14 protein-coding genes and 1 riboswitch are annotated in these 15400 nt (G+C 73.8%); of the genes, 11 read left to right on the plus strand and 3 right to left on the minus strand.

What is annotated here, in order from left to right; genetic code table 11:
• The first annotated feature begins 135 nt into the window (after positions 1-135).
• Positions 136-201, plus strand: a riboswitch (guanidine-III (ykkC-III) riboswitch).
• Positions 202-246: 45 nt separating this feature from the next.
• Both ACFVFS_RS02305 and ACFVFS_RS02310 read left to right on the plus strand, forming a co-directional pair.
• Positions 247-561: a DMT family transporter gene (locus tag ACFVFS_RS02305; RefSeq protein WP_380619165.1), complete on the plus strand. Its 315-nt coding sequence runs from the start codon at positions 247-249 to the stop codon at positions 559-561.
• 94 nt (positions 562-655) lie between these two features.
• Positions 656-2095 (plus strand): MFS transporter, encoded by a 1440-nt coding sequence (locus ACFVFS_RS02310; protein ID WP_380619167.1) that lies wholly within the window; start codon positions 656-658, stop codon positions 2093-2095.
• Between the two features lie 4 nt (positions 2096-2099).
• On the opposite strand, the gene ACFVFS_RS02315 is transcribed toward ACFVFS_RS02310, so the two are convergent.
• The gene (locus tag ACFVFS_RS02315) at positions 2100-3419 is read right to left on the minus strand and encodes a hypothetical protein (protein ID WP_380619169.1); all 1320 of its coding nucleotides are present in this window, start codon (positions 3417-3419) and stop codon (positions 2100-2102) included.
• Between the two features lie 439 nt (positions 3420-3858).
• Between ACFVFS_RS02315 and ACFVFS_RS02320 the strand changes: the two genes are divergently transcribed.
• The 3 genes from ACFVFS_RS02320 to ACFVFS_RS02330 are packed head-to-tail and all read left to right on the plus strand — an operon-like array spanning position 3859 to position 8461.
• Positions 3859-4503: a class F sortase gene (locus ACFVFS_RS02320; RefSeq protein WP_380619171.1), complete on the plus strand. Its 645-nt coding sequence runs from the start codon at positions 3859-3861 to the stop codon at positions 4501-4503.
• Positions 4500-5828 carry an alpha/beta hydrolase gene (locus ACFVFS_RS02325; RefSeq protein WP_380619173.1) on the plus strand — a complete coding sequence of 443 codons (1329 nt, stop codon included), beginning with the start codon at positions 4500-4502 and terminating at the stop codon, positions 5826-5828. Before ACFVFS_RS02320 ends, ACFVFS_RS02325 begins: the two co-directional genes overlap by 4 nt.
• On the plus strand, positions 5825-8461 hold the full coding sequence (locus ACFVFS_RS02330) for a bifunctional lysylphosphatidylglycerol flippase/synthetase MprF (RefSeq protein ID WP_380619175.1): 2637 nt from the start codon (positions 5825-5827) through the stop codon (positions 8459-8461). The genes ACFVFS_RS02325 and ACFVFS_RS02330 overlap by 4 nt, the downstream gene beginning before the upstream one ends.
• A 91-nt stretch (positions 8462-8552) precedes the next feature.
• Here ACFVFS_RS02330 and ACFVFS_RS02335 read toward each other — a convergent pair whose 3' ends face one another.
• On the minus strand, positions 8553-8987 hold the full coding sequence (locus ACFVFS_RS02335; RefSeq protein ID WP_380619177.1) for an SsgA family sporulation/cell division regulator: 435 nt from the start codon (positions 8985-8987) through the stop codon (positions 8553-8555).
• 327 nt (positions 8988-9314) lie between these two features.
• Here ACFVFS_RS02335 and ACFVFS_RS02340 point away from each other — a divergent pair, with 327 nt between their 5' ends.
• From ACFVFS_RS02340 to ACFVFS_RS02360, 5 genes are all read left to right on the plus strand, one after another.
• Positions 9315-11147, plus strand: coding sequence for a DEAD/DEAH box helicase (locus ACFVFS_RS02340; RefSeq protein ID WP_380619432.1), 1833 nt, complete (start codon positions 9315-9317; stop codon positions 11145-11147).
• A 264-nt stretch (positions 11148-11411) separates the two neighbouring features.
• Positions 11412-11657 carry a TM2 domain-containing protein gene (locus ACFVFS_RS02345; RefSeq protein WP_380619179.1) on the plus strand — a complete coding sequence of 82 codons (246 nt, stop codon included), beginning with the start codon at positions 11412-11414 and terminating at the stop codon, positions 11655-11657.
• Between the two features lie 3 nt (positions 11658-11660).
• Entirely contained in the window at positions 11661-12101 is a 441-nt protein-coding gene (locus ACFVFS_RS02350) for a DUF2752 domain-containing protein (RefSeq protein ID WP_380619181.1), read from the plus strand.
• Between the two features lie 328 nt (positions 12102-12429).
• On the plus strand, positions 12430-13080 hold the full coding sequence (locus tag ACFVFS_RS02355; protein ID WP_270146684.1) for an IclR family transcriptional regulator: 651 nt from the start codon (positions 12430-12432) through the stop codon (positions 13078-13080).
• A gap of 79 nt (positions 13081-13159) precedes the next feature.
• Complete coding sequence (locus tag ACFVFS_RS02360; protein ID WP_380619183.1) at positions 13160-13966, plus strand: S16 family serine protease; 807 nt, start codon at positions 13160-13162, stop codon at positions 13964-13966.
• Between the two features lie 43 nt (positions 13967-14009).
• On the opposite strand, the gene ACFVFS_RS02365 is transcribed toward ACFVFS_RS02360, so the two are convergent.
• Positions 14010-14585, minus strand: a complete 576-nt coding sequence (locus ACFVFS_RS02365; protein WP_380619185.1) for an Lrp/AsnC family transcriptional regulator — start codon at positions 14583-14585, stop codon at positions 14010-14012.
• A 205-nt stretch (positions 14586-14790) separates the two neighbouring features.
• Between ACFVFS_RS02365 and ACFVFS_RS02370 the strand changes: the two genes are divergently transcribed.
• Positions 14791-15396: a VOC family protein gene (locus ACFVFS_RS02370; protein WP_380619187.1), complete on the plus strand. Its 606-nt coding sequence runs from the start codon at positions 14791-14793 to the stop codon at positions 15394-15396.
• Positions 15397-15400: the final 4 nt, after the last annotated feature.

The raw sequence follows: 15400 nt of genomic DNA on the forward strand, positions 1-15400 counted from the left end.
GCCGCCGTCTTCCTGTCCATGTCCGACTCCTGTCGTCGTTCGCCGTGTTGGTGAATTCAGTTTGGCGGAATGCCGGGCGGAGCGTCAATATCCTTTTGTAAATTCTGTGTGGCGGAGTCTGTGCTACCGTCGGAGACAGGTGGCCCTCCGTGGCCGCCCCGGACGAGCGCGTCGTACCCGGTGACGACAAGACGGCGCAGTGACAGCGGCAACCCGGCCGCTGCCGACTGCGGAGGTACGACCGTCATGGCTTGGCTCGTCCTGGTTCTGTCCGGTGTCCTGGAGACCGTGTGGGCGGTGGCCCTGGAGGCCTCCAAGGGCTTCTCCCGCCTCGTCCCGACGGTGGTGTTCGGCGTGGCACTGGCGCTCTCGATGGGCGGCCTGGCGTACGCGATGCGCTCGATCCCGATCGGCACCGGCTACGCGGTGTGGGTGGGCATCGGCGCGGTGGGCACCGCGCTGTACGGCATGGCGGTGCTGGGGGACGCGGTGACCGCGGCCAGGATCGGCTGCCTGCTGCTGATCGTCTCCGGCGTGGTGGGCCTCAAGGTGCTGCACTGACCCCCGGGCCGACTGCGGCCTAGGTCCGGAGGCGGAGACGACGGGGGACCAGGGTCAGGGGTTATCGACCCAGGCGCACCTTACGATCATACGTATGACCACAGCCTCCCCAGCCTCGGCCGACACCGCCTCCGTTCCGATACCGGCCGACTCCGGAGGAGGGGTCCTCGGCGACCGTTTCCGGGCCCTGACCCTGGGGATCGTCTCGGTGGTCCTGGTGATCGCCTTCGAGGCGACGGCCGTCAACACCGCGATGCCGGTGGCCGCCCGCGAGCTGGACGGGCTCGGGCTGTACGCCTTCGCCTTCTCCGGCTACTTCACCACCACGCTGTTCGCCCTGGTCGTCTCCGGCCAGTGGTGCGACCGGAGCGGCCCGCTGCAACCGCTGTTCACCGGCATCGCGGTGTTCGGCGCGGGCCTGCTGGTGGCCGGCTCGGCGCCCGGGATGTGGATCTTCGTCGGCGGCCGGGCGATCCAGGGCCTCGGCGGCGGCCTGGTGATCGTCGCGCTCTACGTGGTGGTCGGCCGGGCCTACCCCGAGCGGTTGCGGCCCGCGGTGTTCGCGGCCTTCTCCTCGGCCTGGGTGCTGCCCTCGATCGTCGGACCGGTGGTCTCCGGGGCGGTCACCCAGCACCTCGGCTGGCGCTGGGTCTTCCTCGCCGTGCCGGTGCTGATCCTGCTGCCGCTGGCGGTGATGGGCCCGGCGCTGCGCCGCTCGGAGAAGGAGCAGCCGGTGCTCAGGGGCGCCGCGTTCGACCGCCGCCGCACCGGGCTGGCCGCGATGGCCGCGCTCGGCGCCGGCCTGCTGCAGTACGCGGGCCAGCGGCTGGACCTGATCGGCCTGCTGCCGGCCGCCGCCGGGACGGTGCTGCTGGTCCCGGCGGTGCTCGGGCTGCTGCCGGCCGGGACGCTGCGGGCCGGGCGCGGACTGCCGACGGTGATCCTGCTGCGCGGGATCGCCTCGGGGGCGTTCTTCGCGGCCGAGGCGTTCATCCCGCTGATGATGGTGACCGAGCGCGGTCTGTCGCCGACGCTGGCCGGGCTCTGCCTGACCAGCGGCGGCCTGACCTGGGCGCTCGGTTCCTGGCTCCAGGGCCGGCCGGGGGCCGAGCGGTACCGCGGGCTGATGATCCGCGGCGGCTTCGTGCTGACCGCGGTGGCGATCGCGGGGGCGGCGCTGGTCCTCGTCCCGGGGGCGCCGAGCTGGGCGGCGGCGGTGGCCTGGGGCATCGGCGGGCTCGGCATGGGGATGTCGGTCGCGAGCGTCAGCGTGCTGATGATGAAGCTGTCGACGCCGGAGGACGCCGGGGCCAACTCGGCCTCGCTCCAGGTGAGCGACGCGCTGGGCAACGTGCTGCTGACGGGCCTGGCCGGGGTGCTGTTCGCGGCGCTGGGCGGCGGCTCGGTGGCCGCCGCCCACGAGGGCGCCGGGGGCACCGGTTCGACCGGCGCGTTCGCGGTGATCTTCCTGACCATGACCGGGGTCGCGCTGGTCGGCGCGCTGGTCGGCGGGCGGGTCCGGAAGACCGCCTGAGGGCTCAGCCGGTGACGGCCCCGGCCGGGGCGGCGGCGGCCCCGGAGGCGGGCGGAGGGGCCGCGGCGCCCAGGAAGGTCTCCCAGCCCCCGGCCGGGGCCTGGCCGGGGCCGAGGGTCTGCAGCCTGCGCAGCACCGCCGGGTCCTGGGCGTCCAGCCAGTCCACCAGCTGGCGGAAGGACACCAGCCGCACCTCGGGCCGCCCGGCGATCGCCTTGAGCACCTCCTCGACGGCGTTCATGTAGATGCCGCCGTTCCACTCCTCGAAGTGGTTGCCGATGACGTACGGCGCGCGGTTGGTGGTGTAGGCGCGCTCGAAGCCCATCAGATAGGCGTCCCGGGCCTGGGCCTGGTAGCCGGGGTGCAGCGCCGGGTCGGCCTTGGTGTTGCTGCCGCACTGGTTGAACATGATGTTGTAGTCCATCGACAGCACCTGGAAGGTGTGCCCGGGGAACGGGATGGACTGCAGCGGGAGGTCCCAGAGCGCGCCGCCCTGGATCTTCTGCGGCCAGATCTGCGTGCCGTTGCCGCTGCTGTCGTAGCGCCAGCCGCGCTTCACCGCGGTGGGCAGCAGGTTGCGCTGGCCCTCCAGGCAGGGGGTGCGGCTGCCGATCAGCTCCTTGCGGTAGTCGAAGGGCAGCGCCGGCAGGTCGGTGAAGCCGGTGTTGGTGCGCCAGTTCGTCACGAAGTCCATCGCCTGCTGGATCTCGCTGTCCCACTCCTCCGGCGACCACCTGCCGACGCCGGTGGCGCCGCAGAAGTGGCCGTTGAAGTGGGTGCCGATCTCGTGGCCCTCCAGCCAGGCGTCGTGCACGTTCTCCAGCGTGTCGCGGATGTGCCGGTCGCTCAGGTAGCCGATGTCGGAGGCGCCGGCCTTGTGCTGCGGCGGGCGGTAGAGGTCCTTGCGGGACTCCGGCAGCAGGTAGAGGCCGCTGAGGAAGAAGGTCATAGAGGCGTCGTGCTCCCGGGCGAGCCGGCGGAAGCGCCGGAACAGCCCGTTGTCGAGCTCGCCGGCGCCGTCCCAGGAGAAGACCACGAACTGCGGCGGGCGCTGACCGGGGCGCAGCGCCTCGGGGGGAGCCTGGCCGGGCTGCGGGCCGGTGTCCGAGGTGGAGCCGTCGCCGATCAGGGTGACCGGGGGCCTGGCCGCCTCGGTCGGGACCGTCGCGTGGTCCTCGGCCGGGGTGGCCGGGGTGGCCGGTGCCGGGGCCGGAGTGGTCGCCTGCCCGCCGCCCGGGTCCGTCCGGGCCCCGCACCCCGCGGCGAGTACGGCGGCGCCGGCGGCACCCGCGGCCAGCAGGGTGCGACGGGAGAGAGCGTCCATGGTCACTCCGTTCGTGGGGCGTGCGCGGGGCGGGGCACGGCAGGCGCGGCGCACGGCCGTCCGGGCGGAACGGGGCCCGGTCGGACAAGTGCGGTGATAGGCCTGTGAACGGGGTCAGCATGGCATGTGATCGAGATCGGTCAGCGATTCACCACGGATGGTCGGAAGTCATCGCTCGAAGGATGCAACCGGGATGGCGTTCCTGAGTGTCCGATGAAGAGATTGTCGCCGTCCCCGAGAGCCGCCAGGTGACCGGAGGGTGGCGTGAAGGTGACGTCTCATCCCTTTGGCCCGGGTTGTATCCCGGTAGGCCCTGCCGATCGGGGGGAGTGAGTACGACCAGCGTATGAATGTGGCATAGGGTCCGATCCTGTTGCATGGTTCTCAGAAAGCTCCCAGGAACCGGCGGCCGGTCCGACGTCAGCAGAGGGGAGCGCCGGTGGGCGCCCAGCAGAGCAGGAGCCCGTGGCCGGGCACCTTGGCGGTCGGTGCCGCGCTCGTGCTGGGCGCGTGGCTGCTGCACGACGGCGGGACCACCGGGCTGCCCCCGGTCCCCGGCACGGGACAGGCCCTCACCGGCTTCGCCCCGGTCTCCGTGGTGCCGCCGCTCGGCCCCTCCCGGCCGACCCGGATCCGCATCCCCGCCGTCCGGCTCGACGCGCCGGTCACCGGCCTCGGGCTCGACCGGGACGGCCGCCTCCAGACCCCGCCGGAGGCGGACCCCAACCTGGCCGGCTGGTACCGCGACGGCGCCGCCCCCGGCCAGCGCGGCACCGCCGTCATCGCCGGACACGTCGACAACCACCGCGGTCCCGCCGTCTTCTACCATCTGGGCTCGCTGCACCGCGGCGACCGGATCGAGATCCTCCGCGAGGACGGCCGGACCGCCGTCTACCAGCTCTACGCCATCGAAGTGCACGACCGAAAGGACTTCCCGGACGACCGGGTGTACCGTCAGGCCGCCGACGCCCAGCTACGGGTGATCACCTGTGGCGGCGGATACCGCGAGGACCGCGGCTACGACGGCAACGTCGTCGCCTACGGCTTCCTGGCCGACACCACCCGCCCGGGGAAGAACGTATGACCACCGTCTCTCTCGCCCTGGCCTGGAACCCGATCGACTGGCCGCTCACCCACGGCCCGATCCCGTACGCCGTCCTGGCGGCCGGCTGGGGTTCCCTGCTGGTCCTCGCCCTGCTGGCGCGCAGCCGTACCTGGTGGCGCCGCCGGCTCCCGGCCGCCCTGCTCACCGCCGCGGCGGTCAGCCTGCTCGTGGACGTCGTCGTCGACGGGTGGTGGCACCCCTTCCCCGAGGGGATCCCCCGCTACGTCACCTGGTGGATCGCCACCGCCCTGCTCGGGCTCAGCCTGGCGGGATTCCGGATGCCCGGCACGGGCCGCCGGCGCAAGCTCCTGGCCGTCGGCGCCGGGGCACTGGTGCTGCTGATGGCCTCCTCCCAGGTCAACCGCGGCTTCGGCCAGTTCCCGACCGGACGGATCATGCTCGCGCCCTGGCTGTCCAAGACCCAGGAGCTCACCACCGACATGGCCGCCAAGACGCTCAGTCCGCCGCCCGGCAAGGTTCTGGAGGAGATCTGGGAGGCCCCGCCCGGCCTCCCCGAGAAGGGCACCGTCTCGATCGTGCCGATCCCCGGTACGAAGTCGGGCTTCACCGCCCGCGACGCGTACGTCTACCTGCCGCCGGCCTACCGGGCCACCCCCAGGCCGCTGCTCCCGGTCGTGGTGCTCGTCTCCGGCCAGCCCGGCAACCCGGGGGACTGGGTGCTCGCCGGCCAGGTCAACGAGGCCCTGGACGCCTTCGCCGCCCAGCACAAGGGCCTCGCGCCGATCGTGGTGATGCCGGACCAGCTGGGATCGGTCTGGAAGAACACGCTCTGCTTCGACTCCAAGATCGCCAACGTCCAGACCTACCTGTCCAAGGACATCCCGGACTGGGTGGGCACCCACCTCCAGGCGGCCAAGGGCCGGGAGTCCTGGGCGATCGGCGGCGCCTCGATGGGCGGCACCTGCGCGCTCCAGCTCGCCGTCAACGCCCCCGAGGTCTACGGTTCCTTCCTGGACATGGCCGGTCAGCAGGAGCCGACCCTGGGCACCCGCGAACAGACCGTCAAGGAGGCCTTCGACGGTGACGCCTCGAAGTTCGACGCCGTCGACCCGCTGCAGGTGATGGCCCGCAAGCAGTTCCCGGACACCGCCGCCGCGATCGTGGTCGGCCGCACCGACGGGGAGTTCCGCCCGCAGCAGGAGAAGGTCTTCGCGGCGGTCCAGGCCGCCGGGATGAAGGCCAAGTTCGACCTGATGCCGGGCGCCCACGGCTGGGTCATCTTCCGTCCGGGCATCGTCGAGCAGCTGCCCTGGCTCGCCCAGCAGACCGGGCTGATCCGGTGATCCGGCTCGGTGCGGCCCCGGTCTCCTCGTTCCTCGGCGAACGCGCGCCGCAGTCGCTGCGGGCGCGCGAGCGCGGGCAGGGGACGGGCGGCGAACAGGCGGGCCCGCGGGTTCCCGAGCAGCCGCACGGCGGCCCCGCCGCCCCGGACCCCGGCGCCCCCGCGCCGCGCCGCCCGCAGCGGGTGGCGCGCGCGGCCGCCGGCTTCGGCAACCGGCTGGCCGCCCGGGTCGGCGAGGCCCCGCTGACGCTGGTGCTGCTGGTCGGTCTGTGGGCCGTCGGCGCCGCCACCCGCAGCCTCGGCCACGGCCCGTCCGACGCCCTGCTGGCCCGGGTCGGCACCGGTGTGCCGACGCTCGGCGAGGGCCGCTGGTGGACGCCGCTCAGCTCGATGTTCTGGTGCTCCGGCGCCGGCGCCTACGTCGCCGCCAGCCTGCTGCTGCTCCTGGTCGTCCCGGCCGCCGAGCGCCGGCTCGGCGCGCTGCGCACCGCGGGCGCGCTGGTCGCCGGACAGCTGGCCGGGACCCTGGCCGGCACCGCGGTGGTCGCGGTCGGCGCCCGGCTCGGCGAGCAGTGGACCGCCTCGGTCGTCGACCAGACCGCGGTCGGCCCCACGGCGGGGCTGTTCGCCCTGGCCGGGGTGCTCGGCTACCGGCTCACCGTGCTCTGGCGCCGCCGGCTGCACCTGCTGGTGGTGCTGGTGCCGTTGGTGATGACCCTCTACGTGGGCCACCTGCAGAGCGTCCAGCGGTTCTCCGGCGCGCTGGCCGGCCTGGCCGTCGGCGCGCTGCTCACCCGCCGCCGCCCGCACCTGCGCTCCCACCGCTCCTCGCACACCGAGACCCGGGTGCTGATCGCGCTCTGCCTGGTCGCGGCCGCGCTCGGGCCGATGATCGCCTCGCTGTACGACAACGCGACCGGCCCGTTCAACACCTTCTCGGAGATCTACCTCTCGCACCGGCTCACCCCGGAGGAGGTCGCCGACTTCTGCGCGTCCTCGGCGCGCGACTGCGCCCGCGCCCACGCCGTCGAGCGGATCTTCGACACCCCGGCCCGGCTGATGGCCACGCTCTTCCCGGCCCTGCTGCTGGTGCTGGCCGAGGGCCTGCGCCGCGGTCTGCGGCTCGCCTGGCGGATCACCGTCGTCACCGAGCTGCTCTGGACCTTCATGCTGCTCTGGCTGTTCAAGGAGACCGGCACCCGGGCGGGCGGCGTCGTCCAGTACTTCGTCGAGGCGCTGCTGCTGCCGCTGGTCACCGGCGGCCTGCTGCTGGCCACCCGCAAGCGCTTCCCGCTGCGGCTGCCCCGGGCGGTGCTCGGCCGGCTGACCGCCGTGGTCGGCGGCATGCTGGTGGTCGCGGCCGCCGCGTACACCGGGCTGGGCGTGCTGGTCGCCCGGCAGTTCGAGCCGGGCGCGACCTTCCGCGGACTGGTCGCCGGACTGCCGGCCCAGTTCCTGCCGCCCGCCTACAACGACCTGCTGCCCGACTACCCGATCGCGGTCGGGCCGCTCGCGCGCCTCCTGGAGACGTACTGCGGGCTGGCCTTCTGGGTGGTCGCGCTGGTCGCGCTGCTGGTGGCCTTCCGCCGCCCGGTGGTGCACGTCGACGCCGAGGACGCCGCGCGGGCCCGCACCCTGCTCACCGAGCACGGCGGCGGGACGCTCTCCTTCCTCACCACCTGGGACGGCAACCACTACTGGTTCGACGAGGAGGGCCGGGCGGCCGTCGCGTACCGGGTGCTGAACACCGTCGCGCTGACCACCGGCGACCCGTTCGGCGCCCCGGAGGCGCGCGCCCGCGCGGTGGCCGGGTTCGCCCGGTACTGCGACGCGCGCGGCTGGACGCCCTGCTTCTACAGCGTCACCCCGGAGACCAGGGCCGCCGCCGGACAGCTCGGCTGGCGTTCGCTGCAGGTCGCCGAGGACACCGTGGTCGCGCTGCCGGACCTCGCCTTCACCGGCCGCAAGTGGCAGGACATCCGCACCGCGCTCAACAAGGCCGGCAAGCAGGGCATCACCGCCGAGTGGTGGTCGTACCACGAGGCGCCGCTCGCGCTGAAGGAGCAGATCCGCGCCATCTCCGAGGAGTGGGTCTCGGAGAAGGGGCTGCCCGAGATGGGCTTCACCCTCGGCGGCCTGGAGGAGCTGGACGACCCGGCGGTGCGGCTGCTGATCGCCGTCGACTCCGACCGCTCCGTGCACGGGCTGACCAGCTGGATGCCGGTCTACGAGAACGGCGAGGCGGTCGGCTGGACGCTGGACTTCATGCGCCGGCGCTCGGACGGCTTCCGCGGCGTCACCGAGTTCCTGATCGCCTCCGCGGCGCTCGGCTTCAAGCAGGAGGGCGCCCGCTTCCTCTCGCTCTCCGGCGCACCGCTGGCCCGCTCCGAGAAGGAGCCGCCGACCGGGCTGCAGAAGACCCTGGACTGGCTGGGCCGGGCGCTGGAGCCGGTGTACGGCTTCCGGTCCCTGCTCGCGTTCAAGGCGAAGTTCCAGCCGGAGTACCGGCCGATGTACATGGCCTATCCGGACCCGGCCGCGCTGCCCAGCATCACCCGGGCGATCGGCAAGGCGTACCTGCCGCACCTCACCCCGGCGCAGGGCGTGCGGCTGATGCGGAAGCTCTCGGCGTAGCCGGTCGCGGCGGCCCGCCCCGGACGGGCGGTCACCAGCGGCTGCCCGGGCCCCGGCCCCGGGCGGCCGCCGACGGGTGCCCGCCGGGCGCTCAGCCGAGCAGCTCGGCCAGGGCGCGGTCGGCGTCCAGGTGCAGGTGCTCCTCGCCCTCGGGGACGACCAGCCGGCTGCGCCACAGGAAGCGCCGGAGGTCGGCGGTGTCGAACTGGACCATCGCGGTGCCCTCGGGCGCGCGCAGCTCGACCAGGGTGCGCCGGCCGAGCCCGGGCCGGACGTGGACGTCGCCGATGCCGGAGGGCACCTCCAGGCCGGTGGAGAGCAGCCGGCGGGCGAAGACCCAGACGATGTCGGCGGCCCCCTCCGCGGGGCCGTCGGCCGGCTCGTCCAGCGAGAACTCGGAGGGGAAGGCCATCCGGACGGCGAGCGGGTCCTCCGGGAGGTAGGTCAGGGTGACCCGCAACCGGACGGAGCGGTGGGGGGAGAGGACCAGACGGGCCTGGACGGTCTCTTCGGCGGTGGCGTGCACGGCGGTTCCCTTCTCTGGGTGCGAGGCCGGTGACGGCTGTGGGGTTGGGGCGGCCTCACCCGGAAGAGAGGCGGTCGAGGGGGTTCCGCTTACCGCGTTTCCGCAACTTTCCGACGTGATCCACGTCACATCGATTTCCGGCCGCCCCGGACGCCGACGGGCCGGGCGCGCACCCCGCCCGGCCCCGCCGGGGCCGCCCGAACGCCCCCGGGCCCGGTACGCTGGGCGGGTTGCCCGAACGCCGCCCGACCGCGGGGCGAGGCCGCACAATGGCCTCTGACCTGCGATGATCCCCCTTCGGAGACCGTGAGTACTGCCGCCGACTCGATGCCGCTCTTCTCCGACGTCCAGGAGCCGCACGCGCCCGTCCGAACCGTCGGCCACGCCGCGCCGACCTCCTCGCACCACCTGTCCCCGGCCTTCCCCGGCCGCGCCCCGTGGGGCACCGCGGGCAAGCTCCGGGCCTGGCAGCAGGGGGCGCTGGACAAGTACATCGAGAGCCAGCCGCGCGACTTCCTCGCCGTCGCGACCCCGGGCGCGGGCAAGACCACCTTCGCGCTGACCCTGGCCTCCTACCTGCTCCACAACCACCTGGTGCAGCAGGTCACCGTGGTCGCGCCGACCGAGCACCTGAAGAAGCAGTGGGCCGAGGCCGCCGCCCGGATAGGCATCCGGCTGGATCCCGCCTACTCCTCCGGGCCGCTCTCCCGGGACTACCACGGCATCGTGGTCACCTACGCGGGCGTCGGCGTGAACCCGATGCTGCACCGCAACCGGACCGAGGCCCGCAAGACGCTGGTCATCATGGACGAGATCCACCACGCCGGTGACTCGAAGTCCTGGGGCGAGGCCTGCTTCGAGGCCTTCGAGCCGGCCACCCGGCGGCTGGCGCTGACCGGTACGCCGTTCCGCTCGGACACCAACCCGATCCCGTTCGTCCAGTACGAGGCGGGCGGCGACGGCATCCGCAAGTCGGTCGCCGACTACACCTACGGCTACGGGCACGCGCTCGCCGACCACGTCGTCCGTCCGGTGATCTTCCTCTCCTACAGCGGCAACATGCGCTGGCGCACCAAGTCCGGCGACGAGCTGGAGGCCCGGCTCGGCGAGCCGATGACCAAGGACCTCATCGCCCAGGCCTGGCGCACCGCGCTCTCCCCGCAGGGCGAGTGGATCCCGGCCGTGCTGCAGGCCGCCGACCGCCGGCTCGGCGAGGTCCGCAAGGCGATCCCGGACGCCGGCGGCCTGGTGATCGCCACCGACCAGACGGTGGCCCGCGCCTACGCCAAGATGCTGCGCGAGATCAGCGGCGAGAAGGTCACCCTGGTCCTCTCCGACGAGACCGAGGCCTCCAAGCGGATCTCGGAGTACGCGGAGGGCACCTCGCGCTGGATGGTCGCGGTCCGCATGGTGTCCGAGGGCGTCGACGTGCCCCGGCTGGCCGTCGGCGTGTACGCGACCTCGATCTCCACCCCGCTGTTCTTCGCCCAGGCCGTCGGGCGCTTCGTGCGCGCCCGCAAGCGCGGCGAGACCGCCTCCGTCTTCCTGCCGACCATCCCGATGCTGCTGGGCTTCGCCAACGAGATGGAGCTGCAGCGCGACCACGTGCTGGACCGGCCGAAGAAGGAGGGCGAGGGCCTCTTCGACGAGGAGGACCGGCTGCTCGCCGAGGCCGAGCGGGCCAACGACGGCCCGGACGGCGCGGGCGGCGAGGAGTTCTCCTACGAGGCGCTGGGCTCCGACGCGGTCTTCGACCGGGTGCTGTACAACGCCATGGAGTTCGGCATGCAGGCGCACCCGGGCAGCGAGGAGGAGGAGGACTACCTCGGCATCCCGGGCCTGCTGGAGCCGGACCAGGTGCAGATGCTGCTGCAGAAGCGCCAGCACCGGCAGATCCAGCGGAGCAAGGGCAAGCCGGCCGAGGAGGCCGACCTGCTGGAGCTGCCGGCCGAGCAGCGGCCGGTCGTCACGCACCAGGAGCTCCGCGAGCTGCGCAAGGAGCTGAACGCGCTGGTGGCCGCCTGGCACCACCGCACCAGCCAGCCGCACGGGACCATCCACAACGAGCTGCGCCGCCAGTGCGGCGGTCCGCTGACCGCGCAGGCGACGGCCAATCAGTTGAAGGCGCGGATCGCCAGGATCCGGGAGTGGGCGAAGTAACGATCCGTCGGCAGGGGCGGGGCGTGACCATAAAGGTCATATGACGTTCAGATATACGCGAAGGAATTGTGGAGACATTCGGTCGGATGATCGGCTAGTCTTCCGCGTGCCGAGCCGCCTCCGGGCCGCCGACGCCGCACGCCCCCCGTCCGGGGCCGGCCGTCGCAGCTCCCGGTGAATCCGGTCGGCACCTCACCGACCCGGGGAGGCGCGACGCTCCGTCGTGCGCCCGGGCCTGTCTGTCTTTCAAGGAGCACACTGAACGTGTCGTACCAGCAGCCCTACGCCCAGCAGCCCGAGCTCTCCGACAAGTCGAAGGTCGTCGCGGGGGTCCTGCAGATCCTGCTCGGCGGCCTGGGCGTCGGCCGCTTCTACACCGGCCACATCGGCATGGGCATCGCCCAGCTGCTGACCTGCGGTGGCCTCGGTGTCTGGTCGCTGATCGACGGCATCCTGTTCCTCACCAGCAACGACCGCACCGACGCCCAGGGCCGTCTGCTGCGCGGCTGACCCTTGGCCACGTCCGCGAAGGCGCGCCGCCCCGGCCCTCCCGGCCGGGGCGGCTTCGCCGTTCCCGAGCGGCTGCGCACGGCGTGGGCGCCGGTCGCGGTGCTGGCCGGCGGCGCGGCCGGCTCGGTGTACCTGTGGTCGCGCGACCCCCACCTGCCCGGGCAGGCGCTGCCGTTCTGCCCCTGGCGCAAGGTCACCGGCTTGCAGTGCCCCGGCTGCGGCGGCACCCGGATGGCCTACGACCTGCTGCACGGCGACCTCGCCGCCGCCTGGCACGACAACGCGGCGCTGCTGCTGGCGCTGCCGCTGGTCGCCGCGGTCTACCTGGTCTGGTTGCGGCACGGCCTGGCCGGTCGGCGCTGGCAGCCGCCGCTCGGCCGGCGCGGCACGGCCGTGCTGCTCGGAGCGGCGACGGCCTGGACGGTCCTGCGCAACCTGCTCTGACGCGGCCGGATCCGTCCGGAACTCGGACTGTGGTCGAACCTGCGAACGCCAGGTCGGGGTGTTCTGTGCCGATATGACCGGATTTTGCGGGGCGTGCGCAATTGATCTTGCCCGAATTTTGGACAAACACTTCCGCCGCCGCAATTACTTCACTACCTTTCCCACACGCTCTCCCGCCGGGCAACCCCCCGCGAGACGGCGCCGCAGGGCCCCAGGACGTCAAGGACGACTCTCCGCGGCCCGAGCGCGGCCACCCACCTGCGCGCGACACCCGAGTCCCGGACCGGCCTGCCGATCCGCGACCCGCCGCGGAAAGGAATTGCGCGTCGTGACTGCAGAGACCTCCCAGACCCTGGACCGCGGTGTCCGGGTCCTCAAGCTGCTCGCCGACTCGGAACGCGGGCTCACCGTGACCGAGCTGGCGGCCCGCCTCGCCGTCAACCGGACCGTCGTCTACCGGCTGCTGGCCACCCTGGAGCAGCACGGGCTGGTGCGCCGGGACATCGGCGGCCGGGCCCGGGTCGGCCTGGGCGTCCTCCGGCTCGCCCACCGGGTCCACCCGCTGCTGCGCGAGGCGGCACTGCCGGCGCTGCGCAGCCTCGCCGAGGACCTCGGCGCCACCGCCCACCTCACCCTGGTGGACGGCAACGAGGCGCTCGCGGTGGCGGTGGTCGAACCCAGCTGGACCGACTTCCACGTCGCCTACCGGACCGGGCTGCGCCACCCGCTGGGGGAGAGCGCGGCGGGCCGGGCGATCCTGGAGGCCCGTGCCTTCCCGAGCCAGCGCCGGCCCGAGCAGGGCTTCGTCATCACCCGGGCGGAGGAGCAGTCGGGGGCCTCCGGCGCGGCCGCGGCGCTGCTCGGACTGAGCGGCATCGAGGGCAGCGTCGGCGTGGTGATGCTCAACGGCCTCGTCCCCGAGCGGGTCGGCCCCCGGGTCGTCGAGGCCGCCACCGAGGTCGCCGACGCGCTGCGCTGAGCACCCGGCGCGGCGGGCGGGGCCGTCCGGGTGGCCCTGTGCGTGCCCGCCGGGCGGTCCGGTGTGTTTGGATGCCTCTGTGTCCGACACCAAGCCGCCCCCGGCCCTCACCGCTCCCCGGGCCCGCGCCCTCGCGCTCTGCGGCGCCCTGGTCGCCGCGCTGTTCGGCGTGGCCGCCTTCGTCCCGCTGCCGTACACGCTGACCTTCCCCGGCGTGACCGCGGACACCCTCGGCAGCTACCAGGACCGGCCGGTGCTCACCATCACCGGCGCACCGGTCCGCAGCACCCAGGGGCAGCTGCGGATGGTGACCATCTCGGCGACCAACCCGGGGGAGCGGAACACCTTCTGGCGCTCGCTGCGGGCCTGGTTCGACCCGGACGAGGCCGTCCGGCCCACCGAGACCGTCTACCCGCAGGGCGACCCGGCCAAGGCCGAGGAGGTCACCGCCCAGCAGATGACGGAGTCCCAGGACGCCGCCACCGCGGCCGCGCTCTCCCACCTCGGGCTGTCGCCCGCCCAGGTGAAGGTGAAGGTCGACCTCGGTGACATCGGCGGCCCGAGCGCCGGCCAGATGCTCGCGCTCGGCATCGTCGACAAGCTCGCCGGGGACGGCAAGGGCGGCGACCTCACCGGCGGGCTGACCATCGCGGGGACGGGGACCATCGACGACCAGGGCGTGGTCGGCCCGGTCGGCGGCGTGCCGCTGAAGACCCAGGCGGCGGCCCGGGACGGCGCGACCGTCTTCCTGCTGCCCAAGGACGAGTGCGCGGACGCCAGGGTGAACACGCCCGCGGGGCTGCGGCTGGTGCCGGTCGGCACGCTGGCGGAGTCGGTCTCCGCGCTGGAGGCGCTGCGCACCGGCGGGGCCGTCCCGGCCTGCTGACCCGGCCTGCCGGGCCGGTCCGCCGGTGCGGCGCCGGGGCCGGCTACTCGGCGGCGGCCTGGTCGACCAGCGGCAGGATCCGGTACGGCACCGGGTTCTCCAGCGCGATCGCCGTCGAGGAGCGGACGATCCCGTCGAAGCCGACCACCCGGTCGATCACCCGCTGCAGATCGGCGTTCGACCGGGCCACGATCCGCACCATCATGTCGCCGTGCCCGGTGATGGTGTGCAGCTCCAGCACCTCCGGCACCGCCGCTAGGTGCTCGCGCACGTCCGTGCCCTGCCCCTGGGAGATCTCCAGGGTCGCGAAGGCCGTCACCGGGTAGCCCAGCGCCGCCGGGTCCACCTCCGGGCCGAAGCCGCCGATCACCCCGCGCGCCTGGAGCCGGTCCAGCCGGGCCTGCACCGTGCCGCGCGCCACCTGGAGCCGGCGCGAGCACTCCAGGACGCCGATCCGCGGCTCCTCGGCGAGCAGCCGGATCAGCCGGCCGTCCAGGACGTCGATCGCGTCGTTGGTGCTTCCGGAGGGACCGCCCGGAGCGACCGAATGCCCTTGCCCGGCGGGCGAGTTGGACGGTCCGGCGGCGCCCGGGGAGCTGGCGGCGTGGGCGGGGGGCATCGAGGGGGCTCCGTCCTCCGATGGGCATTCTGTACAGCGGTGCGCCCGATTCTCCCGCCCCGGAGCACAGCTTGACCAGGAGGAAACGGAACAGTTGCGCGGACGTCGGCTCGGCGCCACCCTCCAGCCACGACCCCGTGCGCCCGTCCCCACCCCGGCGTCCCGGGGCGACCCGTGGTCCCGCACCCCGACCGGGAGGGCTGACATGACCGACACCGCCGCCGACCGCGTGCTGCTCGCCGAGGCCCCGCGCACGGCCGTCCCGGGCGGCGTCGGCCCCGGCAGGTCCGCGCCCGGGACGGCGGCCCCCGACGCCGGCACCGCGGAGCAGATCGGCCTGCTCCCGATGGGCCGCGCCGACGCGGTGGTCTTCGTGGTCGGCGACGCCGAGCGGGCGGCCCGCCGGTACGCGGTCGCGCTCGGGCTGCGCTGCACCGCGTACGCCGGGCCGGAGACGGGCGAGCCGGAGACGGTGTCCTACGTGCTGCGGGCGCCCGGGACCAGATTCGTGCTGACCTCGCTCGTCCAGGCGATCGGCCCGCGCGGCCGGGAGCTGGCCGGGCACCTGGCCCGGCACGGCGACGGCGTGGTCGACCTCGCCGTCGCCGTGCCGGACGTCTGTTACGCGTACGACTACGCCGTCGACCGGGGCGCCGCCTCGCTCGCCGAGCCCTACGAGGTGCGCGACGCGTACGGCACCGTGGTGCTCGCCGCGATCGGGGTGCCCGGCGGGACCAGGCACACCCTGGTCGACCGCTCCCGCTACCGCGGGCCCTACCTCCCGGGCTACGTGCCCTTCGAGCGCTGGTGACCGG

The sequence above is a fragment of the Kitasatospora sp. NPDC057692 genome, from assembly GCF_042799475.1.
GTDB lineage: Bacteria > Actinomycetota > Actinomycetes > Streptomycetales > Streptomycetaceae > Kitasatospora.

Excerpts from the sequence above, each read along its gene's own strand:
- ACFVFS_RS02315 (WP_380619169.1), bottom strand. The coding sequence starts at position 3,419 with ATGGACGCTCTCTCCCGTCGCACCCTGCTGGCCGCGGGTGCCGCCGGC.
- ACFVFS_RS02310 (WP_380619167.1), top strand. The coding sequence starts at position 656 with ATGACCACAGCCTCCCCAGCCTCGGCCGACACCGCCTCCGTTCCGATA.
- ACFVFS_RS02325 (WP_380619173.1), top strand. The coding sequence starts at position 4,500 with ATGACCACCGTCTCTCTCGCCCTGGCCTGGAACCCGATCGACTGGCCG.
- ACFVFS_RS02365 (WP_380619185.1), bottom strand. The coding sequence starts at position 14,585 with ATGCCCCCCGCCCACGCCGCCAGCTCCCCGGGCGCCGCCGGACCGTCC.
- ACFVFS_RS02370 (WP_380619187.1), top strand. The coding sequence starts at position 14,791 with ATGACCGACACCGCCGCCGACCGCGTGCTGCTCGCCGAGGCCCCGCGC.
- ACFVFS_RS02340 (WP_380619432.1), top strand. The coding sequence starts at position 9,315 with ATGCCGCTCTTCTCCGACGTCCAGGAGCCGCACGCGCCCGTCCGAACC.
- ACFVFS_RS02305 (WP_380619165.1), top strand. The coding sequence starts at position 247 with ATGGCTTGGCTCGTCCTGGTTCTGTCCGGTGTCCTGGAGACCGTGTGG.